Source organism: Klebsiella sp. 141162 (assembly GCF_050600755.1).
In the GTDB taxonomy this organism is placed as follows: Bacteria; Pseudomonadota; Gammaproteobacteria; order Enterobacterales; family Enterobacteriaceae; genus Klebsiella; species Klebsiella aerogenes.
On record NZ_JAQIRI010000002.1, the window covers coordinates 648,516 to 673,970 of the forward strand.

Here is a 25,455-nt window from a genome sequence, read left to right on the forward strand (position 1 = left end):
TGTGCGTCTATTACTTGTTGTTTTCTTCTTTCAGCACTTTAACGGTGTAACGACCATCCGCCTGACGGTATGCGCCGTGGATATCGGTTTCGAAGCCCGGGTAGTGAGCGCCGATTTCGCACAGCATCTGCAGGAACTCCAGTACCGGGCGGCTTTCTTCGGTGATCATTTCACCAGGCATGACCAGCGGAACTCCCGGAGGATACGGCAGGATCATGTTGGCGTTGACGCGGCCTACCATCTCTTCGAGGTAAACCTCTTCAGTCTGACCGTGCAGCTCTTTCTGGAACGCGGCATACGGGGTCATCACCATGGATGGCAGCACTTCGAATGCGCGGAACATCAGGTCCGGCAGGTTGTGATGCTCAACCAGTTTATGAATGTTCTGCGCCAGGTCCTGAATACGCATGTTTTCATAGAATTCAGGATCTTCACGGTACAGAGACGGCAGCATGTTTTTCACCCGCAGGTTCAGGTCGAACGCGCGTTTGAAGTCGGTCAGCGCGCGCAGCAGGCTCAGCGCTTTTGTCTTATCGATACCGATGCTGAACAGGAACAGCAGGTTGTACGGACCGGTTTTCTCAACCACGATGCCGTGTTCGTCGAGATATTTCGCCACGATGCTTGCCGGAATACCGAAATCATCCATGGTGCCGTCTTTCTTCATCCCCGGAGTCAACAGCGTGACTTTGATCGGGTCGAGGTACATGTGCTCGTTATCGATGTTTTTGAAACCGTGCCATGCGCTGTCGGAACGCAGCGGCCAGCATTCAGCGCCATCGATATGTTCCGGCTGCCATACATCGAAGAACCAGCCTTCAGACTCGCCTTTCAGACGTTTGATCTCTTTACGGAACTTGATAGAACGTTCGATAGAACCGTCGATCAGGCGTTTACCGGCGTTACCGCGCATCATCGCCGCCGCGGTTTCTGTGGAAGCCACAATACCGTAGTGCGGAGAAGTGGTGGTGTGCATCATGTAGGCTTCGTTGAAGGTTTCTTCGTTAACGTCGCCTTTCACGTGGATCATCGAAGCCTGGGAGAATGCCGCCAGCAGTTTATGCGTGGACTGGGTTTCGTAGATCACTTTCCCTTCAACGCGGCCGCCGCTCATCCCGCATTTGCCTTCATAGATCGGCGAGAAGTTGGTGTAAGGCACCCATGCGGAGTCAAAGTGGATGGATTTCACATCCAGGGTTTTCTTGATGAAGTCGGTGTTATACAGCAGACCATCATAGGTTGAGTTGGTGATAACCGCGTGTACCGGCCAGGTCGCATTCGGCGTCTCTTTCACACGCTTGGCGATAGTCGCGTGCTGGAATTCGCTCTGCGGGATACCGCCGAGGATACCGTAAGCGTTACGGGTCGGACGGAAGTAGATCGGCGTAATGTCGCTCATCATCATCAGGTGAGTCAGCGATTTGTGGCAGTTACGGTCAATCAGTACGGTGCTGCCGGCAGGCGCGGAGTACATACCGACGATTTTGTTAGCGGTAGATGTACCGTTGGTCACCATGTAGCTGCGTTCAGCGTTGAAAACGCGAGCGATATACTCTTCCGCTTCTTTGTGCGGGCCGCTGTGGTCGAGCAGTGAACCCAGTTCAGAAACCGAAATGGAGATATCGGATTTCATGGTGTTGGAACCAAAGAAATCATAGAAGATGCTGCCTACCGGGCTTTTCTGGAACGCGGTACCGCCCATGTGGCCTGGGGTACAGAAGGTGTATTTGCCTTCACGTACATATTTGAACAGCGCTTTGGTCAGCGGCGGCAGAATGGTGTCGATGTATTCGTCAGTGTTCTGTTTGATTTTGTTCGCGATATCTTCAGCGGCGCCCAGCGCATATTCGAAGAAGCGAACCTGCATGCGCAGATCGTTCAGGCTAACGTCCAGGGTGGAGTAGGTGTTAGCAAAAGCGTACAGCGGCATGTACTCGTTCATTTTGCTGATTTCTTCGCACAGTTCGAGATTGTATTTATCCCAGTCGAAGATCACGCCGCACAGACGAGAGTTGTTTTCGATAAGTTTTAATAAGTCGTCACGGTCGTTCGGGTAGACAATACGGAAGTCCAGGCGTTCGAGAGCACGATGCAGTTCACGGATGGGTTCTTCTTTGAAGTAAACACCCATGTGATTCATGATTGCAATAACGTTCATAGTCAAATCTCCAGATGTAGAAAGCCCCTCCCGTCACGATGTGACAGGTGATGGAAGGAGCCTCAGGAAAACGGTTTACTGATTAGTGCGCGTTAGCGGGGCTGTTGTTATCCGCTGCGTTGTTCTGCTGGCGCTGGTGCATTTTGCGACCGTAGAACATCAGGATAATCAGGCTAACGATGAAGGTGCCGGCCAGTTCGAAGGAGCTTGCGCCCATCAGCGCGATGAAGCAGAACACGCAACCCAGTACCGAGCAAATCAGGCTAACAAAGTTGCGGATGTTGATGCCTTCGAAACGAATCAGGTCAACACAGGAGTAGAAGTAAGGCAGCATGGTCAGCAGTACCGCGATACCGGTCAGCTCGCCGAACAGGTCAGATGCTTTACCACCGGCGGAGTTCATCAGGGTAATCAGCACCATCAGCGCGGTCATTTTCACCGCCGCCAGCAGCAGGCCTTTTTTCGGGATACCGTTGCTATCGACTTCGCCATACACTTTCGGGAAGTTACCGTCGTTGGCGGCACGTACACCGGCCTGGCCAACCAGCATCATCCACGAGCCCAGAGAAGTCAGGCAAGCGAAGGCGGTGAAAGCGGAAACCATCGGAGCAGCCCAGCCGCCGAGAATGGTAGAGGCACTAATTGCGAACGGCGCGCCGGACGCAGCCATCTGAGAAGCAGGATACATACCGGCGATAACCTGAGTCGCGGCGATATAGACGATACCGGCCATCGCAGTACCCAGCATGGTTGCCAGCGGTACGGTACGTTTCGGGTTTTTCACCATCCCGGTACTTACTGCGGCGGATTCTACGCCAACGAAGGCCCACAGGCAGAGCAGGATACTTTTAATGACCGCGTGGCTATCGGTGGTGCTGGAGGTGTTCCAGTTCGCCTGATAGGTTGCCGCGTCAAACCAATGCCAGCCGACGACCGCAGTCATCACCACCGGAATAAGCACCAGTACCAGACCAATGGTGGTCAGACGGCTTACCCAGGTCCCGCCGAGCATATTAACGAAAGTAAAGATCCACACGATGGCAATACAGGCAATACCTGCTGGCACCGGGTTATTTAAAATTGGGAAGAACGTAGAGAGATAAGAGACGGCGGTAATACCGATTGCCAGGTTACCAATCCAGTTTGCATGATAATAAAGGACGCCGGTCTGGAAACCGAAGGCCGGAGAAATTTCCCCTGCGTACGCAATTGGACCACCCTGCTGCGGATTCTTGGTCGCCAGTCGGGCATAAACATAAGCCAAAGACATCGCGCCAATAATAGAAATTACCCAACCCCAAATGGCAATACCACCGATGCTGGCGAGGTTCGCAGGTAATAGTGCAATACCGCTCCCCATCATATTACCGGCGACTACGCCGGTACAGGCAAATAGCCCGATCTTCTTGGCAGAACTCATGGTTGTTTTTCTCCTAAGTTTATTTGGGAGGTACAGATCATGATATAGAACCATTTATTGACCCGACCAACTGCCAACAAGATTACTGATTCGTACGAGATAAATCCTAAAGATAAAGTGAAATAACTACAAACATCAGACAAATGATATTTTGACCTTTTTCGATTAACATATAAACATGACATGTTGATATCAAAAAAAGATAAACACCCCCTACTTACAAAGAGTTAGAGAGACACTTCGGTGTTGAAATTGTGTTACCAGGCAGGAAAATAACGCTTATTTCAGGTAACAATCAGAGTGCTCATGAGATACATAAATTTAACCTCATCATACTCAAAACCATGAGCATGATGAGGGTTTACTTATTCTGAAGCGAGGAAATTATCGAGATACGGTACTACGCGGGTGACGGAGGTCTGGAATACTCCGTTTTCAATCCAGTACAAGGTGTTTTCGCCAGGGCGTAAATTAAACGCCGTCAGGTAGGCATCGGCAGCTTCGCGGTTCTGTCCTTTCATCTCATAGACTTTACCGAGCAGCACATAATTCATCCACGACATTTCTAAATCAATGCCCGTGTTGATAGCGCTGTACGCTTCATCTATTTTCCCTTTGCCTAACATATCTACCGTTTTTATCTGGTAGAAGATCGCCATATCTTTAATGCCGGGCATTTCACCTACTTTCCCAACCTCGGCATACAGCGTCGCTAATTGTTTTTCATCCAACGGCTGCTGCGAATGACGTAATACATCCACCAGCGCTTTTTCGGCGTAAGCATAAATAAAGTCCGGCGATTGTTTAATGACGTCATCAAGTATATCGCTGGCTTTACCGAGTGAATCGACATCGCCTTTCATTAATAGCTGATGGGCCTGATAAAGACGGGTTAACGAAGGGCTTTGCGCGGGTTGATACTGTTTCAGCATCGCTTTCATGCGATCCGGCCACGGCTGCATTAGCGCGGTTGATAGACTATCCAGCAGGTCATTCTGGATGGTGAGCTGGTTATCCATGGTAATAAAGTAGCGTTTATCGAGCATCGTCGAGCCGTCGGCGTTATCGACCAGTTTCACCGACATAAAGCACTGCTGGGCGCGATAGTGGCGCTGATTAACGAATTCGATGGTCAACGTTTTACCCGAACTGCTGGGTTCGTTGATGTTGTAGTTGGTTTTATCATGGACCATAAAGGTCGAGAAGGTATTGAGCGAAGTAGTAATCAGGCTGCCCAGCCCAACGGCATAAGCATGCTGCGACGCCCAGTTGTTGCATGAACTGCCGTTTACCAGGTGTATGTCGATATCGCGCGGGTTTAGCAGCAGGCGAGTTTTGGTTTCCGGCGGCCGCGATTCTATCGACGACAAGGCGACTAACGCGACGCAACTGCCCAACGCCAGCAGAAACAGCGTCCACACCCAGAAGGTGGTGATCCGTTTACGTTTTTCCGGCACTGCCGGCGCCGCTGGCGCGACAGATGGAGAAGAGATAGTCGGTGGCGACGTTTCAGGAACGGAGACAGGGGCCGCTGGCGGTACGACCGGCGCCAACTCTTCGCCCTCTTCCGTACACCAAATTACCGGGACCGTTAGCTTGTAACCGCGTTTTGGCACCGTCGCAATATATTCCATGCTGCCGTCATCGCCGTCTTTCAGCGATTTACGCAATTCGGAAATACTCTGGGTGACGACATGGCTGGTCACCACGTTGCGCGTCCAGACGTTATCGATAAGCTCGTCCCGGCTGAGTACCTCGCCAGGATGTTGAGCAAAGTAGACCAGAAGATCGATTAAACGCGGTTCGAGAGTAAGCTGACGTCCGTTCCGGCTAATTTGGTTTACAGAAGGAGTAACGAGCCATTCCCCAACGCGAACAACAGGTTGTTGCATAAAAAAAACCCCAGGACGAAAAGGGAAAGGCGCGATAATACCACATTTCGCCTACCTAATTATGCGGGTGGTCAATACCCCACACGTTTGGCATAAGCTACTCCCTTTATATACAAATCAGTTAACAGTCTATGAACATCGTTGTCATTTAATCCAAAATAGCCAGGGTCTATGCTGCGTCCATCAAGTCGTTAAGGAGACGCATTATGTTATTCGACCACTATTCCTTGCAGGCCCTGCCGTTAAACAACCGTATCGTGATGCCGCCGATGACGCGTTCCCGCGCCGGGGCCGGCGATGTCGCTACCGAACAGATGGCGGAGTATTACGCCCAACGCGCCAGCGCCGGTTTAATTATCAGCGAAGGCACACAGATTAGCCAACAGGGACAGGGTTATGCCTGGACGCCGGGCATCTATAATGAAGCGCAGATCGCCGGCTGGAAAAAAGTCACCGCTGCGGTACACCAGGCGGGAGGCAAAATTTTTGCCCAGCTCTGGCACGTAGGGCGTGTCTCCCACACCGTCCTGCAGCCGGGTAATGCCGCACCGGTTTCCTCATCTGCTATTCAGGCTGAAGGGGTGAAGGTCTTTGTCGATGTCGAAGGCCGCGGTCCGGAAAATGGCGTCGGTGAAATGGTGCAGCACTCAATGCCGCGCGCCCTGACTCGCGCAGAGATCCCGGCGATTATCGAACAATATGCGCAGGCCGCGCGCAACGCTATTGCCGCCGGCTTCGATGGCGTTGAGCTCCACGGTGCAAATGGCTATCTGATTAATCAGTTTATTGATTCTCGAGAAAACCAGCGCACCGATGAGTATGGCGGTTCGTTAACCAATCGCCTGCGTTTCCTGAAAGAAGTGGCGCAGGCCGTTGCCGATGCGATTGGTAAAGAGAAACTGGGTATCCGCCTGGCGCCGCTGACCACCTTAATGGGGTCGAAAGACGATACGCCGGAAGCCACTTATCTGGCGGCGGCCAGCGTCCTTAATGATATCGGCATCGCCTATATTCATATCGCCGAAGCCGACTGGGATGATGCGCCGGTGATGCCCGCCGCCTTTAAAGAAGCGCTGCGTCAGGTGTTCCGCGGCACGATGATTTATTCAGGGAAATACACCGTAGAACGTGCCGAAGAGGCGCTGGCCAAAGGCTGGGCCGACCTGATTGGTTTTGGCCGTCCGTTTATCGCCAACCCGGATCTGCCCTATCGCCTGCAGCACAACCTGCCGCTGAACCAGCCAATCAGAGAGCAGTTTTTCGGCGGTGGTAAAGAGGGCTACCTCGACTATCCCACCGTCGATGCGAAGTAAACGGAGCAAATCGCTTCCTGGAACTTAAATAAAAAACCCGGCAGCGCTGTGGCGTGCCGGGTTAAAAATAAGACTCTCGACGTTTATGTATAATTAATCAATGTGATTAATTATTTATACACTTCCGCCGTTGCTTCAAAGTTCGGCCCGTGTTCGCGCGCCGCGGTAATAATATAATATTTACCGCCCTTCTCATCTGCCAGCTTAGAAAGCTGATCGTGAAGATCAGAAGGTGAAGAGAATTGCCCGCCAGACGGTCCCACAGAAATACTGCCCACGTGAGTCAGTTTGAAATGCGAGGCTTCTTCTTTAGTAATTAATTGCGCTGCCGAGGCGCCAAAGGCAACTGCTGAAAGAGCTAAAGCGACTAATACCTTTTTCATCCTACATTCTCCTTGGATTAGAGCCTTAATTGAGGCTCTTTCAGTATAGACACAAGATTAATAAGCGCGCTATTTATCAGATTATTTTTTTACCATCTGCCACGCTTAGTAACGCGACGGTACCCCTTCCGGACGGGTCTTAAAACGACGGTGCAGCCACATGTACTGTTCCGGCGCCATCAGGATACATTGCTCAATAATTTTGTTCATCCATCTGGCGGTGGTTTCCGGAGAATCCAGCGGCGGTGTCGCCTCAGGCTGCAGCGCAATCAGCTCATACCCGGCGCCGTTGGGCTTTCTTCGCGGAACAAAGGGAACGATAGTGGCTTTTGACATTCTCGCCAGCATCCAGGTGCCGGTGGTGGTCGCAGCATTATCAACATTGAAAAAGGGAACAAATACGCTGCTGGCGCGACCATAATCATGATCCGGAGCGTACCAGAGGATTTCTCCCTCTTTCAGTGACTTAACCATACCTTTCAAGTTTTTACGATCCAGCATCGTCTTGTTAGAACGCAGTCGTCCCCAGGTTTGCAGCCAGTCGATCAGCGGATTATCGTTTGGCCGGTAAACGCCAATCCCCGGCGTGAACATGCCAAACATCCGCGCGCCGAGTTCCAGGGTCAGAAAGTGAATGCCAATCAGCAAAATACCCTGCTTCTGTTCCTGTAGTTCAACAACTTCATTGACGCCGCTGGTCTCGGTCCAGCGCTCGACGCGATGGGTCGGCCAGAACCATGCCATGCCGGTTTCCATCAACCCCATGCCCAGAGATTCAAAATTCTTAACCAACATTTCATGACGCTGCGCCGGGCTGAGGTGTGGAAAGCAGAGCTCGAGATTACGCTGCGCAATACGTACTCTTCCGCGCAAAAAATGCATGGATAAACGCCCCAGACTATGGCCCAGACGATAGATCAGCGGATAAGGAAGTTGTACCACCAGCCACAATAAGCCAATGCCCAGCCATGCCGGCCAGTAACGCGGGTGTAATAATGAAAGAGAGAATTTGGGTAAATGCGACATCTGACTATTGCTCTTCAGGATCCTTGATTTACATGCCTGCGGGAGGCCTCAGTCCGAATTTGCGGATAAGGTACCCGATCCACAACATTTAGTTTTTTCCTATTCGTGCGGTAATACGCATTCAAGCGTAGACTATAACCTGTACGCTGCCCTGGTATTAAACCAACTGTGTAACAAATTTATTATTAATTTTTTCGTACAGTGGCACGCAAGCTAAAGTTTGCGTTATTCATCTTCAACAATAAATAAATAGCCTCCGAAGAAACGTCCCCGAAGGCTAAATATCGTTATGAACGAATGAAGGCCAGCAGATCGGCGTTAATCACATCCGCATGTGACGTGTGCATACCATGCGGTAAGCCCGGATAAATTTTAAGCTCGCTATTCGCTAACAGTTTATCCTGCAGAATGGCGGCATTTTTATAAGGAACGACCTGGTCGTCGTCACCCTGCATTACCAACACCGGCACCGTAATCGCTTTCAGATCTTCTGTCTGGTCGGTTTCAGAGAAGGCCTTAATCCCTTCATAATGGGCTTTCGCGCTACCGGTCATCCCCTGACGCCACCAGTTCTGGATGGTGCCTTGCGAAACCTCTGCGCCATCGCGGTTAAAACCGTAGAACGGTCCACTGGCAACATCGAGATAGAACTGTGAGCGATTAGCAGCAAGCGCCTTGCGGAAACCGTCAAACACTTCGATGGGCGTACCGCCTGGGTTATTGTCGGTTTTCACCATTAACGGCGGTACGGAACTGATTAATACCGCTTTGGCTACCCTGCCCTGCGGCTGGCCATATTTAGCCACATAGCGCGCGACCTGACCGCCGCCGGTTGAATGACCAACGTGAACAGCGTTATGCAAATCCAGACTTTCGACCACAGCAGAAGCATCGGCCGCATAGTGATCCATATCATGGCCTTCGCTTACCTGGTCGGAACGCCCATGGCCGCGGCGGTCGATAGCGATGACGCGAAACCCTTGCGCGAGGAAAAACAGCATCTGGTTATCCCAGTCATCAGCGCTTAACGGCCAGCCATGGTGGAACACAATAGGCTGAGCCTCTTTCGGACCCCAGTCTTTAAAATAAATATTAACGCCATCTTTAGTTGTTACGAATGCCATATCACGAACTCCTCTATTGAAAATATGACAACTTCTCATTAACATTCAATTGGTTACATTCAGCGCTGATATGATGTTTTCCCTTTGTTTGCGAAAAACCTCAATGGCAACGGTGCCACAAAGTGTAGAAGATGATGGCTCATTTAGCTCATCCCTCAGCAATTTAATATCATCGCAGAAGCTAAAATACGCCTTGTGCCGTTGAGAGTTAGTTCATATTACCTATTGATTAAATATGCCTTTTCGATATCTTTTATTTTATAGATAAATATCAGCACGTTATGCCAAAAATAAATAATTAAAATATTTTTATCTTATACTTACGCTCTGCTGTAAATTTCTCTCAAATAGATTTCTTCAGATTATTCCCCGAGAAAAAAGAATAAACCAAATGATCCACGTGCTCATTTTTAAACCGAAGCGGTTGTTCCTCACTGACCTAATCCACGCAGAATGTTCGCCGTTAATTGTGAGCCAGGCAACGTCCTGAGCGATGCCCTTCTGTCAATACTGTACAAACCACAGAAAACCGCCATACTCAGGCGCAAAGCCTGTGATTTTCAAGGGGTAAATTTTGCCTGTAGCAATCCCGGATAGCAAAACGAATAAGAAAGGAATGACTGCGATGCACTACAAATTGGTTAAGCAACTCAAAGATGATAATACATTAAGAAAAAGCTTTATTGATTTAGCCATCAAAACGTTCGATCTATCCTTTGACGCCTGGTATCAGCAAGGGTACTGGAGTGAATCCTATATCCCCTACGCTTTCGTTGATAAGAATAAAGTTATCGCCAACGCCTCCGCGAATATTATTGATCTGGTCTGGCAAGGCCAACCTCGACGCTATATTCAAATAGGTACGGTAATGACCAACATTGATTACCGTAATAAAGGGCTTGCCGGACAGTTGATACAACATATCCTTGATGACTGGCGTGACAAAGCGGATGCTTTTTTCCTGTTTGCCAACTCCACCACCGTCGATTTCTACCCCAAATTTGGCTTTACGCGGACCGACGAATATCAATATGTTGCGCCCGTTTCGCCGACTCCCGGCGACTTCCGTAAACTGGATATGGATAGTGCGCAGGATATTGCCCTGCTTAAGCACTACTACCAGAAATCCAACCCCTTTTCACAGCTACGAGTGGAGAATAACTTCGGTCTGCTGATGTTTTACTGTTCGGCGTTTATGAAGCATTTCGTGTACTACTCGGAGAAAAACCAGGCCGTCGCCATTGCGATGCAAAGCGCCCATGAGCTGATCTGCTTTGATATTTTTTGCGATGCCGGACAATCCATGGCGACCATTATCAATGAACTCGCCCAGCCGCAATCGCAGCAGGCGGTGCTTGGTTTTACGCCGAAGGAAGCGCGCCTTGGCGAGTACGAAAAAATAGACGGCGACGATATGTTGTTTATCTATTCCAACAAAGAGAACATTTTCCACGACAACAAATTGATGTTTCCGCTGCTGGCGCACGCCTGATGCCGGGCCGCAGGCTATCTCTTTAGCCTGCGGCTGGTCGGCGTTGTTTCTTCCTGGAAAACAAAATAAACAGTACAATCGATTGTTGTTTTTTTGTTAAATTCAGGAGAAGCACCACTTGCCCCTTTTTGACCTGCAGGATCTCTACGCCTTTTTAGCCCTCAGCGAGCACGGCAGCTTTCGCTACGCCGCCGAGGCGATTTGCATTTCGCAATCGGCGTTAAGCAGGCGAATTGAAAAGCTGGAAACCGCTTTGGGGGTGAGATTGTTTGACAGAACCACTCGCCGGGTGACGCTCACGCAAACCGGGAGAGCCTTTGCCCCAAAGGCTCAGCATCTGCTTTCCGAATTTGAAGATGCTCTGGACGGTATTAGCGACCGCGCCGCTTTCGGCAACGGAATGGTGACGGTTGCCTGTGTCCCCTCTGCCGCCAACTTTTTTATGCCGCAGGTTATCACCCAATTCCGTCAACGTTTTCCTAAGGCGCGGATCAAGGTCATTGATACCAGCGCCGGAAATGTTTATAGCGCCGTGCAGAATCACCAGGCGGACTTCGGCCTGAGTTTTCTCTCCGAAATCGCGTCCGAGGTGGTGTTTACGCCGCTGGTTCATGAACGCTACCTGGCGGTTTGCCGACGCGACGATCCGCTGGCACAACGTCATAGCCTCAGCTGGCAGGAGTTTTTTAATCGGGATTACATCTGGCTCGATAAGATCTCCGGCAATCGTCATCTGCTGGACGGCGCCCTGAGCAACGTAGGGCCGCGACGCACTGCGGTTTGTGAAACCCGCCATGTCACAACGATGCTGGGCATGGTGGATGCCGGCCTTGGTATCGCGGCAATACCGGCGATGGCGCTACCGGCCTATGCGCACCACGCGTTAGTGAGTATTCCGCTAGTGGAACCTGAAGTGAAAAGGCAGGTGGGACTGATAAAAAAAGCGGGCAGAGCGTTACCCCCTCTGGCCGCCGAGCTCGAAAAAGCCATTACCGATTTTTACCATCCCACCGCATGATTAGCCCTCTTCCGGTAATTCACAGGCGTTAGAGGGTAAAGGATCCATGCCTGTGCGACGAATTTCCGCCTGCGCCGGGACTGAAGCCAGATAGCACAGCAGTTGCTTCGCCTGGGACTGCGCGGATGAATCGGCAACCACGGCGCCCGCGAAGCGAGTAACGTATTGCACTTCATCCGGCAGACGACCAACGAACGTCACGCCGCTGACCGGCAACAACTCGCTAACCTGCTGAAACCCTATCGCATAGTCCCCTTTCGCTACCAGCGAAGCAACGGGGATTTTTTCGATCATTTTTGCTTTGGGGCTTGCCTGCGCGGCAATATCCAGTTTTCTGAACAGCTCCTTTTCAACATAGCGCCCGCTGGCGCTATCCGAATAGGCGATGGATTTCGCCTGCAGCAATGTCTGTTTCAACGCGGCGACGCTACTGATATCCGGCACCGGGGCGCCCTTTGGCACAACGGCGCCAATTCGTGAGTCCGCCAGTTCAATACGCGACCCCGGCATCACTTTGCCCTGCTTCTGCAAATCATCCAGGGCGTATCCCACCATAATCACCACATCCGCCTTTTGCCCTGCCGCCAGGCGGTTCGGTATCGCCTCCGCGGATTTCCCCATCGAGGGCCCATGAATGATATGCAAGGTATTGCCGCTTTTTTGCTGATAGTCGGGCGCCAGTTTATCCAACGCCGCGGAGAAGCCGCCGGAGATCATCACCGTGATCTCCTGCGCGGCGGCAACTTGCGCATAGCCGCAGGTAAATACCAGTAACGAGAAAACCCATGATTTACGTTGCATATTCACCTCTTAACCCAAAGAATTTTGCGTTTTCAATGCCTGCCGGGAAACGCGTTGATAGAGATACAGCGTCGCTAATAGCGCGCAGATTGCCGCAAAACTCATCCAGTAGCCGGGCGCAGCCTTATCCCCGGTAACTTTAATTAACGCGGTGGACATCGCCGGCGTGAAACCGCCAAACAGCGCGGTAGCCAGGCTGTAAGCCAGAGAAAAACCAGCAACCCTGACCGACTTAGGCATAATTTCCGTCAGCGCCGGGATCATCGCGCCGTTATAGATGCCGTAAATGAAGGAGAGCCACAGCAGCACGGACAACATCATGGCGAAGTCCGGCATGCGGGCCAGCAACGATAACGCAGGCCAACTGGTGAAAATAGCCAGCAGCGTCATGCTGACCAATACCGGTTTACGACCAAACCTATCGGAAAGCATGCCGCCGATAGGCAGCCAGATGAAATTAGAGATCGCCACCAACAGCGTGACCAGCAGGCTATCCGAGGCGCTTAATAACAGCACGTTTTTGCCAAAGGTTGGCGCGTAGACCGTGATCAAATAGAACGCGGTAGTGGTCATCGCCACCATTAACATCCCCGCAATCACCACCCGCCAGTTTGCCAGCAGAATAGTCAGCGATTGTCCCAGGGTCGGATGTTCCTTACGCTCCGTATACTCCGCGGTTTCATTCAGGTTGCGGCGTAAAAAGAAGATAAAAGGCACGATCAGGCAGCCAATCGCGAACGGAATACGCCATCCCCACTGATGCAGACTCGACTCACTGAGCAGCATATTGAGCAGATAGCCCAGTGAAGCGGCCACCATAATGGACACCTGCTGACTGGCGGATTGCCAGCTGGTATAAAACCCTTTACGCCCCGGCGTCGCCATTTCAGCGAGGTAAACCGAGACGCCGCCCAGTTCCGCACCGGCAGAAAAGCCCTGCAACAGTCGGCCGCACAGCACCAGCGCCGGCGCCCACAAACCGATAGTCTGATAACCTGGCACCAGCACGATCAGGATGGTCCCCATCGCCATAATCGACAGCGTGCCGATTAAACCTTTACGTCTGCCAACCTTGTCAATCCAGGCGCCTAACACCACGGCGCCCACGGGCCGCATCAAGAACCCGGCGCCGAAAACGGCGAAGGTCATCATTAATGAGGCGAATTCATTTTCGGAAGGAAAAAAAGTATGGGCGATATAGGTGGCGTAAAAACCAAATAAAAAGAAGTCAAACTGCTCAAGAAAATTCCCTGAGGTCACCTGCAGGATCACTTTGGCCCTGGCGCGAAATACTGAAGTTGCGGCAGTTGCGGACATCACACTCTCCCTGATTAACTGAATAGTTAACTCTCATTAACATTTAGGTAACCGTAAGAGTGCGGGAAGTTGTAGCCAGGAATAAGCGCATTTTGCGCATCTATTGATGCGTCTGACACATTAATAAAGCCTGCGAGTTAAGCGACATCAACAATGACGGGGCGACGGGTCTCCCCCTCCGCCCCGCCTCTATACGCTGATAGTGTGAACTCCGCTGCATTTCCCCCCAAGGCAATCCGGGCTTGAGGGGGAGTTTTAACGAAGATCGCGTACGGCGACGTGATCCATATCGTCGAAGACCTGGTTCTCGCCGACCATCCCCCAGATGAAGGTATAAGCGCGGGTACCCACCCCTGAGTGAATCGACCAGCTTGGCGAAATCACCGCCTGCTCGTTATGCATCACAATATGACGGGTCTCCTGCGGCTGCCCCATCATGTGGAAGACGCAGGCGTCCTCATCCATGTTGAAATAGAAATAGACCTCCATCCGCCGCTCATGGGTATGGCAAGGCATGGTGTTCCACAGGTTGCCCGGCGCCAGTTCGGTCAGGCCCATGCTGAGCTGACAGGTTTCCAGTACATCCGGCACGAAATACTTATTGATGGTGCGGCGGTTGCTGGTCAGGTTGTCACCCAACGTCACCGGCGCTACATCGGCAGGGGTGACTTTTTTCGTCGGATAAGTGGTATGCGCCGGGGCGCAGTTGTAGTAAAACTTCGCCGGTTTTGCATGGTCGACGCTGGTAAATACCACCTCTTTCGCCCCCTTACCGACGTACAGCGCCTCACGGTGGCCGATTTCATAGCATTGGCCATCAACGGTAATACAGCCCGGGCCGCCGATATTAATCACCCCTAACTCACGGCGTTCGAGGAAATAGCTTACCCCGAGCTGTTTGCCGACTTCGCCGCCCACCGAAACGCCGCGCTGCACCGGCATGACGCCGCCAACAATAATGCGGTCAATATGGCTGTACACCATGGTGTATTCGTCAGCCACAAACACTTTTTCAACTAAAAATTCATTACGCAGCCCCTGGGTATCCAGAGTTTTCGCATGCGCGCTGTGGATACTTTGTCTTACGTCCACGTTAGCCTCCAGGCAGATTCTTGAATGATAAAGCCCTCCTGCGGAGGGCAGAGATTAATGACAAACCTCATGCAATCATTGAGCTTGCAAATTGCACCAGGCAAATAACAAGGAAAATCAATTTATTGATTTTCGGCTGATAACCACAAAGAAGGAAAAACCACGCTTTTTCCTTCTTTGTCAGCAGTCTGAGCCCTGCTGCGGAGGGCGAGAATAAATTAGTGATTCGCCGATGGCGCCACGCTGGCGCCAGGCGCTTTCACCACCTGCGCATTGCCAAAACGTCTGGCGTACAGGGCGGTAATAATGGGCACTAAAATCGCGGTGACGATGACGCTTGCCGCGACCAGCGCCGTCGCCGAAGCGGCCACCGGTTCAAAGGCCGGATTAATCTGCGCGATGATCACCGGGTTCGCGACCGCCGCGCCCGCTGCGGAAGAGGCCGCGACGCCAGCCGTCCCGTTGCCGCCGCCGATAACCCGGTCAGCAATAATCAGTGGGATACCGGTAATGATGATAACCGCCACGCCAAGCACGATTCCCAGCAGTCCGGTATCCAGAATCACGCTCAGGTTGATAGTGTTGCCCAGCGCAAAACCAAAGAACGGAATCAGCACCGGGGTGGCTTTGCTAAAGAAAGCCCGGAAGTCGTGGTCGAGGTTGCCTAAGGCAAAGCCCACCAGGAATGGCAGCACCGCGCCGATAAAATGGTGCGGCTCGAAGGAAGCCAGCCCGGCGGAGCCAAGGATCACCATGGTCATCAACGGCCCGGACTCCAGCGACATCAGCACAAACGCGCCGGACTCTTCTTTACTGCCGTACTGATTCATCAGGCTGGCATACAGACCGCCGTTGGTCATATCCATTGCCGAGACAATAGCCAGCACCGACAGTCCGGCAAAGAAACCGGTCTGGACGCCATTTTCCGGAATGACCATCGCGGCGATAAAGGCCACAATCCAGGCGACGGCAATTTTGGTGATCACTAACGTGCCGGACTTACGTAATACGGTACCGGTGGCGCGCAAATCGATTGATGCGCCGATACAGAAAAACCACACCGCCAGGATTGGCACCGTCCCACCAATCATGCCTTTAGTGAATGAACCAAAGTAATTACCGGTATCCGGCGCCAGGGTATTAAGCACCGCGCCAAGCAGCAATGGGACCAGCATCATGCCGCCAGGGATACGTTCAATGGTTGCTTTGATTTTCATGTTTTATCCTCATCTCCACCCCACCTGAACGGCAAGGATGTGACTTATTCTTTCAATAGCGTTTGAAAAAATTCTTTCTGTTCATTGCATTACGAACAGATGAGAAAAGTCAGGAGTCTCAGGGTTGTGCGCACCACACTGATACCATGCCGTTATCATTGATCATGTGAAATAATGATTCAACGAAAACAAAACAGTGTTTTAGTTACCGTCATCACATATCAAAAAGAAATCGAACGAAGGATCGTTTATTGAAAACAAAAGGGAGGTGTAGCCACGACGTTGCGGCAATCAAGGGCGGGATGAAATGTTAGATAGATGTTTTAGTGAATTCGGTGACATGCGCCGGGCAAAGCAAGACACGACGGTCTTCGCTTTGCCCGGCCAGGAAAAGTGCGTGGATCAACTGCCGCGGTAGGTTGAGTAGCCAAACTGGCTCAACAACAGCGGGATATGTAGCTTTTGGTTCTGTTCGGTTACGCTGAAAATAACCGGAATGACGGGAAAGAAGGTGCTCATATTATGACTTTTAAAGTAGTCACCGGTTTTGAAGGTCACTTTATACACCCCAGGTTCCATATTATCGGCCTGCGGATAGAGCGACTTGATACGGCCATCGGCATCCGTTTTACCGCTGGCGATATGCTGCCAGCCGCTGCCCTGCTGCTTATCGAGCTCAATCTGCACCCCTTGAGAAGGCAGACCGGTCTGCTGATTGAGAATATGTACGCTTAGTGTCCCTTCCGGCGCCGCAAGCGCGCTGAAGCTCAACAATGAAATAACGGAAGCGATAATTAACTTCATGAGCGATGACCTTATTAAGCAAGTGAATGTGTCATCACTATAGTCAGCGCGCTGGGAAATAAAATTAAACTTTTCGTTATTAATTAACGGGTAATAGCCGCGCGGATCTACGCCAAAGTCTTGTGTTGGATGGAGGAATAGAACGTAAGAGAAGCGATAATGGCACGCCCTACAGGATTCGAACCTGTGACCTACGGCTTAGAAGGCCGTTGCTCTATCCAGCTGAGCTAAGGGCGCACTGAGAAGCGGGAGCTTCGGGAGGTGCAATCGCGTGAAATTATACGGTCAACCTCCGGTGAGTCAATGCATTTTGCCGGGAAAAGACAGTAGCATAGCGAGCTTGTCGATTATTAACGCGATGTCTGGTTAAGGATTGTTCGCCCAACTCGTTGGCGACTCGTCCATTACGTCGCTATAGCGCGGGAAAATAGCCTGTTTTCCTCCGCCCCGCGGCGGAAAACCGATAAAAACGCAAACGATAACTGACAGCGGGGCTGGCTTCTGACAAAATATCCACATCCCCCTTTCGTAAAGTGACAGATGGAATCCTCTCTCTGATGGCAGCAAAAATTATTGACGGTAAAACGATTGCGCAGCAGGTGCGCTCTGAGGTCGCGGAAAAAGTGAAGGCGCGCGTAGCGGCCGGAAAACGCGCCCCCGGGCTCGCCGTTGTGCTGGTCGGCAGCAACCCTGCATCGCAGATTTATGTCGGCAGCAAACGCAAGGCATGTGAAGAGGTGGGCTTCGTCTCCCGCTCTTACGATCTCCCGGAAACCACCAGCGAAGCCGAGCTGCTGGAACTTATCGACACGCTTAATGCCGATAACACTATCGACGGCATTCTGGTGCAGCTGCCGCTGCCTGCCGGCATCGACAATGTTAAAGTCCTTGAGCGCATTGCCCCGGACAAAGACGTCGACGGCTTCCATCCGTACAACGTTGGTCGCCTGTGTCAACGTGCGCCACGTCTGCGTCCTTGTACGCCGCGCGGCATTGTTACCCTGCTTGAGCGCTACAATATCGATACTTATGGCCTCAACGCGGTGGTGATTGGCGCTTCTAACATCGTCGGCCGTCCGATGAGCATGGAGCTGCTGCTGGCGGGCTGCACTACTACCGTCACCCACCGCTTTACCAAAAACCTGCGCCACCACGTCGAAAATGCCGATCTGCTGATTGTCGCGGTCGGTAAACCGGGCTTTATTCCGGGTGAATGGATTAAAGAAGGCGCCATCGTGGTGGACGTCGGCATTAACCGTCTGGAAAGCGGCAAAGTGGTCGGCGACGTGGTGTTTGAAGACGCGGCGGAACGCGCCTCCTACATTACGCCCGTGCCGGGCGGCGTCGGCCCGATGACCGTAGCGACCCTCATTCAGAATACGCTGCAGGCGTGCGAAGAGTATCACGACATTCAGGAGGCCTAAGATGGCGAATTTTTCTCTGGGCAAACACCCGCATGTTGAACTGTGCGACCTGCTGAAGCTGGAAGGCTGGAGCGAAAGCGGCGCGCAGGCCAAAATCTTCATCGCCGAAGGGCTGGTGAAAGTCGACGGCGCGGTGGAAACCCGCAAACGCTGTAAAATCGTCGCCGGGCAAACGGTGACCTTTGACGGTCAAAGCATTACCGTTATCGCCTAATCCTTTCTGGCGCCGGTCCCGGCGCCAGCGCTCTCCCGCAGGAAAATCAGAATAATGCGGGGATGTAATCCTCAAATACCCTACTGATAATAGGCTTTTATTTGTAGAATATAAGCCAATGCCAACCATCATCACTGATGCCGCCGTTCCGCTGTGTCTGGGGTTAGGGCTGGGATGCAAAATCATTCCCCCTCGCCTGCTGCTGGCTGGCGTGGCGTTGGGCATTTCTTAGTATCTGCCTCTTATCCCATAGCCTGCTCGATGCCATCACCGATGGTGGTAAAGGCGTCGGCTGGCTGTGGCCCTGCTCCGATCAACGCTTCTTCCTGCCCTTGCAGGTGATTAAAGTGGTGCCATTCGCGCTATCGCGTTATGCCACGCCTTATGGCCATCAGGTGATCCTCTCCGAGCTGCAGTGGGTCTGGCTGCCGGGAAGCGCACTGGCGCTACTACTCTGGCTATATCGTCAATCTATTCAACGTTAGGGATTAACATGTATAAAACGACCATCCTTGCCGCTGCAGCACTGCTGGCGGTTTCGTGCCCGATTCACGCCGAGGATCATACAAACGCCTATGCCGTCTCTTCGACCATTACCAGTATCGGCAGTTCGGCGCTGGTGAGCGGCATCATTCTCTCGCCAGTCCTGCTCCCCGCCGCACTGATTACCGCTTCTGTCGACAAAAATAAAGAGCAGAAAACCGCGCTGTTGACCACCAAAGACCCTAAACAGAACACCGTCAAAATGGTGCTGCCGCTGCAGGTGGTGGAAGAGGCGGATCTCAAAACCGGGGACAAGCTGACGCTGGAGAAAGCCCCGGAAGGCACCGGCGCACTGCTGAAAAAAGAAGGTAAGGTCCTGACCCATATGGTGAATCAAGAGGACGCCTCGCTCTCCGCTAACCAACCGCTGTCGGCGAAATGAAGCGCCTGGCGCTCGCCTTGTGCCTGAGCGTGGCATCAGTAAGCGCGACTGCAGCCAGCACCGATTGCGGCACGGGGTCGCCATCGGCGGAAACCATTGCCGCAACCATGCATCAGGCACAGTTGCTCAAACAACAATTAAATAGCGAACCGGAAGCGGTGGTTATTTTGGTCCGCCAGGGGCAAGATATGTCCAGCCGTGGGTTAACCTGGTCACATGCCGGCTACGCCCTACGGCAGGCCGATAACAGCTGGCGGGTTTATCATAATCTGAATACCTGCGGCACCGCGCGATCGGCGCTGTACGTCCAGGGATTATATGAGTTTCTCGCCGATGAACTGGTTAACCAGCAGATTGCGATTTTACGTCCGAGCGGCGAACTTAACGCTGCGCTACAAGCGCTTTTGCACAACCCTGTCAAACTGAACCTGTTTCACAGCCCGCACTATAACCTGATCGCCTGGCCCTTCTCCGGGCCGTATCAAAACTCTAATGGCTGGCTGCTGGAAGTCTTTGCCCGAGCGGGCGATAGCAACATCTGGTCACGCGAGCAGGCCAGACATTGGCTCTTACAGCAGGGTTATCAACCCTCGTTAGTTAAGGTCACGATTTTCGAACGCCTTGGGGCAAAAATAGTTGCCAGCAATGTTTTTACCGACGATCAGCCGGAACAACTATTGGCAAGTGGCAAAGTAGGTTTAAACAGTGGCGATAGCGTTATTCAGTTTATTGCCCGTTACAGCCGCAACATATCCTCCTGCCTGCATCTGAATCTGCCCGAATCCGTATGCGTTTTTCAGCCTACACCACTGGAAGTCAGTCCCTAACGCAAAAAGGCCACGCAAGCGTGGCCTTTTCATTAGCAATGGCGCTTACTTACGACGCCAGGTGGTGCCCTGCGGACCATCCTCCAGCACGATACCCATCTCGTTAAGACGATCGCGCGCCGCATCCGCCGCCGCCCAGTCTTTCGCTTTACGCGCATCCAGACGCTGTTGGATAAGCCCTTCGATTTCCGCTACTTCGCCATCATCGGCCTGCGCGCCGCTCTGCAGGAAAGCGTCCGGTTCCTGTTCAAGCAGACCCAGCACCGAGGAGAGCTTACGCATATGGGCCGCCAGCGCGTTCGCGGCTGCCGCGTCTTCCGTTTTCAGACGGTTTACTTCACGCGCCATATCGAACAGCACCGAGTAGGCTTCCGGGGTATTGAAGTCGTCATCCATCGCTTCGATAAAGCGCGCTTCGAAGGCTTCGCCGCCGGCAGGCTGCGCGGATTTATCGGTTCCGCGCAGCGCGGTGTACAGACGCTCCAGCGCCGAACGCGCCTGCTTGAGGTTCTCTTCGCTGTAGTTCAGCTGGCTGCGATAGTGGCCGGACATCAGGAAGTAGCGGATGGTTTCGGCATCGTAGTACTTCAGCACGTCGCGGACGGTGAAGAAGTTACCCAGCGATTTCGACATTTTCTCGCGATCGACCATCACCATTCCGGAGTGCATCCAGTAGTTGACGTATTCGCCATCGTGGGCGCAGGTCGATTGCGCGATCTCGTTTTCGTGATGCGGGAACATCAGATCCGAACCGCCGCCGTGAATATCAAAGTGATTACCCAGCTGTTTGCAGTTCATTGCCGAGCACTCAATGTGCCAGCCCGGACGCCCTTCTCCCCACGGCGACGGCCAGCTCGGCTCGCCCTCTTTCGACATCTTCCACAGGACGAAGTCCATTGGGTTACGCTTAACGTCAACCACGTCGACGCGGGCGCCCGCCTGCAGCTGGTCGAGATCCTGGCGCGACAACAGACCGTAGTTCGGGTCGGTCGGTACGTCGAACATCACGTCGCCGTTATCCGCCACATAAGCGTGACCGCGGGCGATCAGCTGCTCGGTGATTTCGATAATTTCGGCGATATGATGGGTGGCGCGCGGCTCGTTGTCCGGGCGCAGAATGTTCAGGGCGTCAAAATCTTTGTGCATTTCAGCGATCATGCGATCGACCAGCGCGACAAAGCTTTCGCCATTTTCATTAGCGCGCTTAATGATTTTATCGTCGATATCGGTAATGTTGCGCACGTACTTCAGCTTGTAACCAAGGAAGCGCAGGTAACGAGCGACAACGTCGAAAGAGACGAAGGTGCGGCCATGGCCGATATGACAGAGATCGTAAACGGTAATTCCACACACGTACATGCCAACTTCCCCGGCATGAATAGGTTTAAATTCTTCTTTTTGGCGCGTCAGTGTATTAAAAATTTTTAACATCGAAGATTCCGTGTAGACGTGTGTGGATATAAGTCGCTTATTCTAACCCTAATTCAAACCGGAAGCAGCACACATTGCAAGGTGCATCGACCCCCGCGGTTATGCTATAACAGCCACCTATGTCATACCCAACCCTGGGTTCAGCACTACAATCATCGGAACAGGATGCAAAAATGGTTACTTTCCACACCAATCATGGCGATATCGTAATCAAAACGTTTGACGACAAAGCGCCGGAAACAGTTAAAAACTTCCTGGACTACTGCCGCGAAGGTTTCTACGACAACACCATTTTCCACCGTGTTATCAATGGCTTCATGATTCAGGGCGGCGGCTTTGAGCCGGGCATGAATCAGAAAGCGACCAAATCTCCGATTCAGAACGAAGCCAACAACGGTCTGAAAAATACCCGTGGTACCCTGGCGATGGCCCGTACTCAGGCGCCGCACTCCGCCACCGCGCAGTTCTTCATCAACGTAGTAGACAACGACTTCCTGAACTTCTCTGGCGAAAGCCTGCAGGGTTGGGGCTACTGCGTCTTTGCCGAAGTGGTTGAAGGTATGGACGTGGTAGACAAAATCAAAGCGGTTGCCACCGGCCGCAGCGGCATGCACCAGGATGTGCCGAAAGAAGATGTTGTAATCAAAAGCGTCACCGTCAGCGAATAATTCGTGGCGACACTTTTTATTGCAGACCTGCATCTGCAAACAGAAGAACCGGCGATCACCGCCGGTTTTCTGCGCTTTTTAGCCGGCAGCGCCCGCGAAGCGGACGCGCTGTATATACTCGGCGACCTGTTCGAGGCCTGGATCGGCGATGACGATCCGAACCCGCTGCATCAGCAAATCGCTTCGGCCATCAAAGCCGTCGTCGACGCCGGCGTTCCCTGCTACTTCATCCACGGCAACCGCGATTTTCTCGTCGGCCAGCGCTTCGCCCGCCAGAGCGGCATGATCCTGCTCGCTGAAGAAGAGCGGCTGGACCTCTATGGCCGTGAAGTGTTGATTATGCATGGCGACACCTTATGTACCGATGACCCCGGTTACCTGGCGTTTCGCGCTAAAGTCCATACCCCGTGGATCCAACGTCTGTTTCTCGCCCTGCCTCTGTTTATCCGCCGCCGCATCGCCGCCAAAATGCGCGCCGATAGCCAGGCCGCCAACAGCAGCAAATCGATGGAAATTATGGATGTAAATCCGCAGGCGGTCGTCGACGCGATGGAGCGGCATCAGGTGCAGTGGCTGATTCACGGCCATACCCATCGCCCGGCCGTCCATGAACTCCAGGCCAACGGGCAGCCCGCGTGGCGCGTGGTCCTCGGCGCGTGGCACAGCGAAGGGTCAATGGTTAAAGTCAGCGCCGACGGCGTCGAACTTATCTATTTCCCGTTTTAATCTCCCAGGCACAATTCCGAAAACCTTCTTCTGAAGGGGGAATGACTGACGCTATCTGTTCTCCGCATGCTAGCCTTTGGCTAAATCTCACTCAAGGAACGAGTATGAAAAAATGGAACCAGCCCCTAATCTGGGGAATGATCATCGCGATCCTCAATCCGTTAGGGGTAAGCTATATCGCCTTAATCGGCGTCGCTATCGGCAACACACTGGCATTTGTCTGGTGTGCAATGCTGGCATGGGCAATTTATTTTTATGCTATTTATTTGCTCTGTACCCGGCCCCACGATGGGCGGCTGGTACAAATCTATTTACTGATCATGGGTACCCTGATGCTTCCTTGGGGGTTAGTGCTGCTTATCACCTGTATCATGAATGAGATAAAGGCAAATAAACAACGTACTTCATCGTCGGCAAGCGAGACAAAAGACGGCTAACCACGCGTACGCAACCGTTTTCCTTAGCGGGATATCGTGCTATTCTCTGTGGCCTCTAAAGCAGTGTGAAGCACACCCACAGGAGTTTTCAGACGCATGTCTTCCCGCAATAATCCGGCGCGTATCGCCATCGTGATGGGGTCCAAAAGCGACTGGGCTACCATGCAGTTCGCCGCAGAAATCCTTGATACCCTGAACGTTCCGCACCATGTTGAAGTGGTTTCCGCCCACCGTACGCCCGATAAACTGTTTAGCTTCGCCGAAAGCGCCGAAAGCAACGGTTATCAGGTGATCATCGCCGGTGCGGGCGGCGCGGCGCATTTGCCGGGCATGATTGCAGCGAAAACTCTGGTGCCGGTGCTTGGCGTGCCGGTTCAGAGCGCAGCGTTAAGCGGCGTTGACAGCCTCTACTCTATCGTTCAAATGCCCCGCGGCATCCCGGTCGGCACGCTGGCCATCGGCAAAGCCGGCGCCGCTAACGCCGCCCTGCTCGCCGCGCAAATTCTCGCCCAGCATGATGCTGAGCTGCATCAGCGCCTGAGCGCCTGGCGTCAGGCGCAAACCGATGAGGTGCTGGATAACCCGGACCCGCGAGGTGCGGCATGAAACAGGTTTGCGTCCTCGGTAACGGACAGTTAGGCCGCATGCTGCGTCAGGCCGGTGAACCGCTGGGCATCGCCGTCTGGCCGGTCGGCCTGGAAGCCGACCCGGAAGCGGTGCCGTTCCAGCAAAGCGTCATCACCGCCGAAATCGAACGCTGGCCGGAAACCGCTTTAACCCGTGAGCTGGCGCGCCATTCGGCGTTCGTTAACCGCGACGTTTTTCCGATCATCGCCGACCGCCTGACCCAGAAACAGTTGTTCGACAAACTTGGCCTCGCCACCGCGCCGTGGCAGCTACTGGCGGATAAAAGCGAGTGGCCCGCCGTGTTTGCCCGTCTGGGCGAACTGGCTATCGTCAAGCGCCGCGTTGGCGGCTACGATGGCCGCGGCCAGTGGCGTTTACGCGAGAACGAAACCACACAACTACCCGATGATAACTACGGCGAGTGTATCGTTGAGCAGGGTATTAACTTCTCCGGCGAGGTGTCGCTGGTCGGCGCCCGCGGCCGCGACGGCAGCACGGTGTTTTATCCGCTGACCCGCAACCTGCACCAGGACGGCATTCTGCGCGCCAGCGTCGCCTTCCCGCAGGCCAATGCCCGCCAGCAGGCGCAGGCGGAAAGCATGCTGACGGCGATCATGAACGAGCTCGACTACGTGGGCGTGATGGCCATGGAGTGCTTCGTCACCGCCGAGGGACTGCTGATCAACGAGCTGGCGCCGCGCGTACATAATAGCGGCCACTGGACGCAGAACGGCGCTTCCATTAGCCAGTTTGAACTGCACCTGCGCGCCATTACCGATCTACCGCTGCCGCCACCGGTGGTCAACAGCCCGTCGGTGATGATCAATCTGATCGGCAGCGATCTGAACTACGACTGGCTAAAACTGCCGCTGGTGCATCTGCACTGGTACGACAAAGAGGTTCGTCCGGGGCGTAAAGTCGGCCACCTGAATCTGACCGACAGCGATACCGATCGCCTGAGCGCCACGCTGGAAGCGCTGAAACCGCTCCTGCCAGCCGAATACGCCAGCGGTGTTTTCTGGGCGCAATCGCAGCTTAATTAAGCCATTCGTGCCGGGGATTTGATCTATCCCCTTCCCCGGCACGCCCTTCGGCGCGTAGAATCCCCACCTCGCAGTA

24 protein-coding genes, 1 tRNA gene and 1 pseudogene are annotated in these 25,455 nt (G+C 53.0%); 13 read left to right on the forward strand and 13 right to left on the reverse strand.

Features of this window, described 5'->3' with window-relative positions:
• Positions 1-10 precede the first annotated feature (10 nt).
• From cadA to cadC, 3 genes are all read right to left on the reverse strand, one after another.
• On the reverse strand, positions 11-2,158 hold the full coding sequence (gene cadA / locus PGR23_RS10655; RefSeq protein ID WP_015367858.1) for a lysine decarboxylase CadA: 2,148 nt from the start codon (positions 2,156-2,158) through the stop codon (positions 11-13).
• A gap of 82 nt (positions 2,159-2,240) precedes the next feature.
• Positions 2,241-3,578, reverse strand: a complete 1,338-nt coding sequence (cadB, locus tag PGR23_RS10660; protein ID WP_045393427.1) for a cadaverine/lysine antiporter — start codon at positions 3,576-3,578, stop codon at positions 2,241-2,243.
• Between the two features lie 365 nt (positions 3,579-3,943).
• Positions 3,944-5,470, reverse strand: a complete 1,527-nt coding sequence (gene cadC / locus PGR23_RS10665) for a lysine decarboxylation/transport transcriptional activator CadC (RefSeq protein WP_047049462.1) — start codon at positions 5,468-5,470, stop codon at positions 3,944-3,946.
• Between the two features lie 206 nt (positions 5,471-5,676).
• Between cadC and PGR23_RS10670 the strand changes: the two genes are divergently transcribed.
• Entirely contained in the window at positions 5,677-6,783 is a 1,107-nt protein-coding gene (locus PGR23_RS10670) for an alkene reductase (RefSeq protein WP_045393433.1), read from the forward strand.
• A 110-nt stretch (positions 6,784-6,893) separates the two neighbouring features.
• Here the strand turns inward: PGR23_RS10670 and PGR23_RS10675 are convergent, their stop codons facing one another.
• The 3 genes from PGR23_RS10675 to PGR23_RS10685 all read right to left on the reverse strand — a co-directional run bounded on the left by PGR23_RS10675 (position 6,894) and on the right by PGR23_RS10685 (position 9,316).
• A complete protein-coding gene (locus PGR23_RS10675; RefSeq protein WP_015367862.1) occupies positions 6,894-7,166 on the reverse strand; it encodes a DUF1471 domain-containing protein in 273 nt (90 codons plus the stop codon).
• Between the two features lie 105 nt (positions 7,167-7,271).
• Positions 7,272-8,192: a Kdo(2)-lipid IV(A) acyltransferase gene (locus tag PGR23_RS10680; protein WP_396279863.1), complete on the reverse strand. Its 921-nt coding sequence runs from the start codon at positions 8,190-8,192 to the stop codon at positions 7,272-7,274.
• A gap of 287 nt (positions 8,193-8,479) precedes the next feature.
• Complete coding sequence (locus PGR23_RS10685; RefSeq protein ID WP_045393439.1) at positions 8,480-9,316, reverse strand: alpha/beta fold hydrolase; 837 nt, start codon at positions 9,314-9,316, stop codon at positions 8,480-8,482.
• A gap of 625 nt (positions 9,317-9,941) precedes the next feature.
• Between PGR23_RS10685 and PGR23_RS10690 the strand changes: the two genes are divergently transcribed.
• On the forward strand, positions 9,942-10,808 hold the full coding sequence (locus tag PGR23_RS10690; protein ID WP_045393442.1) for a GNAT family N-acetyltransferase: 867 nt from the start codon (positions 9,942-9,944) through the stop codon (positions 10,806-10,808).
• A 118-nt stretch (positions 10,809-10,926) separates the two neighbouring features.
• Positions 10,927-11,826: a LysR family transcriptional regulator gene (locus PGR23_RS10695; RefSeq protein WP_045393445.1), complete on the forward strand. Its 900-nt coding sequence runs from the start codon at positions 10,927-10,929 to the stop codon at positions 11,824-11,826.
• Here the strand turns inward: PGR23_RS10695 and PGR23_RS10700 are convergent, their stop codons facing one another.
• The 6 genes from PGR23_RS10700 to PGR23_RS10725 all read right to left on the reverse strand — a co-directional run bounded on the left by PGR23_RS10700 (position 11,827) and on the right by PGR23_RS10725 (position 17,294).
• Positions 11,827-12,627, reverse strand: coding sequence for a substrate-binding domain-containing protein (locus tag PGR23_RS10700; RefSeq protein ID WP_049060186.1), 801 nt, complete (start codon positions 12,625-12,627; stop codon positions 11,827-11,829).
• Positions 12,628-12,636: 9 nt separating this feature from the next.
• Entirely contained in the window at positions 12,637-13,944 is a 1,308-nt protein-coding gene (locus PGR23_RS10705; RefSeq protein ID WP_047049470.1) for an MFS transporter, read from the reverse strand.
• A 255-nt stretch (positions 13,945-14,199) separates the two neighbouring features.
• Positions 14,200-15,036, reverse strand: coding sequence for a 5-dehydro-4-deoxy-D-glucuronate isomerase (gene kduI, locus PGR23_RS10710; RefSeq protein WP_045393454.1), 837 nt, complete (start codon positions 15,034-15,036; stop codon positions 14,200-14,202).
• A gap of 218 nt (positions 15,037-15,254) precedes the next feature.
• Complete coding sequence (kdgT, locus tag PGR23_RS10715) at positions 15,255-16,253, reverse strand: 2-keto-3-deoxygluconate transporter (protein WP_045393457.1); 999 nt, start codon at positions 16,251-16,253, stop codon at positions 15,255-15,257.
• Between the two features lie 402 nt (positions 16,254-16,655).
• Positions 16,656-17,057 carry a hydroxyisourate hydrolase gene (uraH, locus tag PGR23_RS10720; RefSeq protein WP_047049475.1) on the reverse strand — a complete coding sequence of 134 codons (402 nt, stop codon included), beginning with the start codon at positions 17,055-17,057 and terminating at the stop codon, positions 16,656-16,658.
• Between the two features lie 160 nt (positions 17,058-17,217).
• Positions 17,218-17,294 (reverse strand) — tRNA-Arg (locus tag PGR23_RS10725).
• Between the two features lie 320 nt (positions 17,295-17,614).
• On the opposite strand from PGR23_RS10725, the gene folD reads away from it, so the two are divergent.
• The 5 genes and pseudogenes from folD (at position 17,615) to PGR23_RS10750 (ending at position 20,447) form a co-directional block, all read left to right on the forward strand.
• Entirely contained in the window at positions 17,615-18,481 is an 867-nt protein-coding gene (gene folD, locus PGR23_RS10730) for a bifunctional methylenetetrahydrofolate dehydrogenase/methenyltetrahydrofolate cyclohydrolase FolD (RefSeq protein WP_015367875.1), read from the forward strand.
• 1 nt (position 18,482) lies between these two features.
• The gene (ybcJ, locus tag PGR23_RS10735; RefSeq protein ID WP_015367876.1) at positions 18,483-18,695 is read left to right on the forward strand and encodes a ribosome-associated protein YbcJ; all 213 of its coding nucleotides are present in this window, start codon (positions 18,483-18,485) and stop codon (positions 18,693-18,695) included.
• 118 nt (positions 18,696-18,813) lie between these two features.
• Positions 18,814-19,180 (forward strand): annotated as a pseudogene (locus PGR23_RS10740) (metal-dependent hydrolase).
• 8 nt (positions 19,181-19,188) lie between these two features.
• Positions 19,189-19,620: an STM0539 family protein gene (locus PGR23_RS10745; RefSeq protein ID WP_047049479.1), complete on the forward strand. Its 432-nt coding sequence runs from the start codon at positions 19,189-19,191 to the stop codon at positions 19,618-19,620.
• Complete coding sequence (locus tag PGR23_RS10750) at positions 19,617-20,447, forward strand: DUF2145 domain-containing protein (RefSeq protein WP_316422972.1); 831 nt, start codon at positions 19,617-19,619, stop codon at positions 20,445-20,447. Before PGR23_RS10745 ends, PGR23_RS10750 begins: the two co-directional genes overlap by 4 nt.
• Before the next feature lie 45 nt (positions 20,448-20,492).
• On the opposite strand, the gene cysS is transcribed toward PGR23_RS10750, so the two are convergent.
• Positions 20,493-21,878: a cysteine--tRNA ligase gene (gene cysS / locus PGR23_RS10755; protein ID WP_045393462.1), complete on the reverse strand. Its 1,386-nt coding sequence runs from the start codon at positions 21,876-21,878 to the stop codon at positions 20,493-20,495.
• A 173-nt stretch (positions 21,879-22,051) separates the two neighbouring features.
• Between cysS and ppiB the strand changes: the two genes are divergently transcribed.
• The 5 genes from ppiB to purK all read left to right on the forward strand — a co-directional run bounded on the left by ppiB (position 22,052) and on the right by purK (position 25,379).
• Positions 22,052-22,546: a peptidylprolyl isomerase B gene (ppiB, locus tag PGR23_RS10760; protein WP_015367878.1), complete on the forward strand. Its 495-nt coding sequence runs from the start codon at positions 22,052-22,054 to the stop codon at positions 22,544-22,546.
• 3 nt (positions 22,547-22,549) lie between these two features.
• Positions 22,550-23,272: a UDP-2,3-diacylglucosamine diphosphatase gene (gene lpxH / locus PGR23_RS10765; protein ID WP_047049484.1), complete on the forward strand. Its 723-nt coding sequence runs from the start codon at positions 22,550-22,552 to the stop codon at positions 23,270-23,272.
• A gap of 104 nt (positions 23,273-23,376) precedes the next feature.
• On the forward strand, positions 23,377-23,709 hold the full coding sequence (locus tag PGR23_RS10770) for a hypothetical protein (protein ID WP_045393468.1): 333 nt from the start codon (positions 23,377-23,379) through the stop codon (positions 23,707-23,709).
• A gap of 96 nt (positions 23,710-23,805) precedes the next feature.
• The gene (purE, locus tag PGR23_RS10775) at positions 23,806-24,315 is read left to right on the forward strand and encodes a 5-(carboxyamino)imidazole ribonucleotide mutase (protein WP_015367880.1); all 510 of its coding nucleotides are present in this window, start codon (positions 23,806-23,808) and stop codon (positions 24,313-24,315) included.
• Entirely contained in the window at positions 24,312-25,379 is a 1,068-nt protein-coding gene (gene purK / locus PGR23_RS10780) for a 5-(carboxyamino)imidazole ribonucleotide synthase (protein ID WP_045393471.1), read from the forward strand. The genes purE and purK overlap by 4 nt, the downstream gene beginning before the upstream one ends.
• Positions 25,380-25,455 lie beyond the last annotated feature (76 nt).

Excerpts from the sequence above, each read along its gene's own strand:
- ppiB (WP_015367878.1), top strand. The coding sequence starts at position 22,052 with ATGGTTACTTTCCACACCAATCATGGCGATATCGTAATCAAAACGTTT.
- purE (WP_015367880.1), top strand. The coding sequence starts at position 23,806 with ATGTCTTCCCGCAATAATCCGGCGCGTATCGCCATCGTGATGGGGTCC.
- PGR23_RS10670 (WP_045393433.1), top strand. The coding sequence starts at position 5,677 with ATGTTATTCGACCACTATTCCTTGCAGGCCCTGCCGTTAAACAACCGT.
- cadC (WP_047049462.1), bottom strand. The coding sequence starts at position 5,470 with ATGCAACAACCTGTTGTTCGCGTTGGGGAATGGCTCGTTACTCCTTCT.
- cysS (WP_045393462.1), bottom strand. The coding sequence starts at position 21,878 with ATGTTAAAAATTTTTAATACACTGACGCGCCAAAAAGAAGAATTTAAA.
- folD (WP_015367875.1), top strand. The coding sequence starts at position 17,615 with ATGGCAGCAAAAATTATTGACGGTAAAACGATTGCGCAGCAGGTGCGC.
- purK (WP_045393471.1), top strand. The coding sequence starts at position 24,312 with ATGAAACAGGTTTGCGTCCTCGGTAACGGACAGTTAGGCCGCATGCTG.
- PGR23_RS10770 (WP_045393468.1), top strand. The coding sequence starts at position 23,377 with ATGAAAAAATGGAACCAGCCCCTAATCTGGGGAATGATCATCGCGATC.
- PGR23_RS10745 (WP_047049479.1), top strand. The coding sequence starts at position 19,189 with ATGTATAAAACGACCATCCTTGCCGCTGCAGCACTGCTGGCGGTTTCG.
- uraH (WP_047049475.1), bottom strand. The coding sequence starts at position 17,057 with ATGAAGTTAATTATCGCTTCCGTTATTTCATTGTTGAGCTTCAGCGCG.
- PGR23_RS10750 (WP_316422972.1), top strand. The coding sequence starts at position 19,617 with ATGAAGCGCCTGGCGCTCGCCTTGTGCCTGAGCGTGGCATCAGTAAGC.
- kdgT (WP_045393457.1), bottom strand. The coding sequence starts at position 16,253 with ATGAAAATCAAAGCAACCATTGAACGTATCCCTGGCGGCATGATGCTG.
- PGR23_RS10680 (WP_396279863.1), bottom strand. The coding sequence starts at position 8,192 with ATGTCGCATTTACCCAAATTCTCTCTTTCATTATTACACCCGCGTTAC.
- PGR23_RS10685 (WP_045393439.1), bottom strand. The coding sequence starts at position 9,316 with ATGGCATTCGTAACAACTAAAGATGGCGTTAATATTTATTTTAAAGAC.
- cadA (WP_015367858.1), bottom strand. The coding sequence starts at position 2,158 with ATGAACGTTATTGCAATCATGAATCACATGGGTGTTTACTTCAAAGAA.
- PGR23_RS10675 (WP_015367862.1), bottom strand. The coding sequence starts at position 7,166 with ATGAAAAAGGTATTAGTCGCTTTAGCTCTTTCAGCAGTTGCCTTTGGC.
- cadB (WP_045393427.1), bottom strand. The coding sequence starts at position 3,578 with ATGAGTTCTGCCAAGAAGATCGGGCTATTTGCCTGTACCGGCGTAGTC.
- PGR23_RS10690 (WP_045393442.1), top strand. The coding sequence starts at position 9,942 with ATGCACTACAAATTGGTTAAGCAACTCAAAGATGATAATACATTAAGA.
- PGR23_RS10700 (WP_049060186.1), bottom strand. The coding sequence starts at position 12,627 with ATGCAACGTAAATCATGGGTTTTCTCGTTACTGGTATTTACCTGCGGC.
- PGR23_RS10705 (WP_047049470.1), bottom strand. The coding sequence starts at position 13,944 with ATGTCCGCAACTGCCGCAACTTCAGTATTTCGCGCCAGGGCCAAAGTG.
- ybcJ (WP_015367876.1), top strand. The coding sequence starts at position 18,483 with ATGGCGAATTTTTCTCTGGGCAAACACCCGCATGTTGAACTGTGCGAC.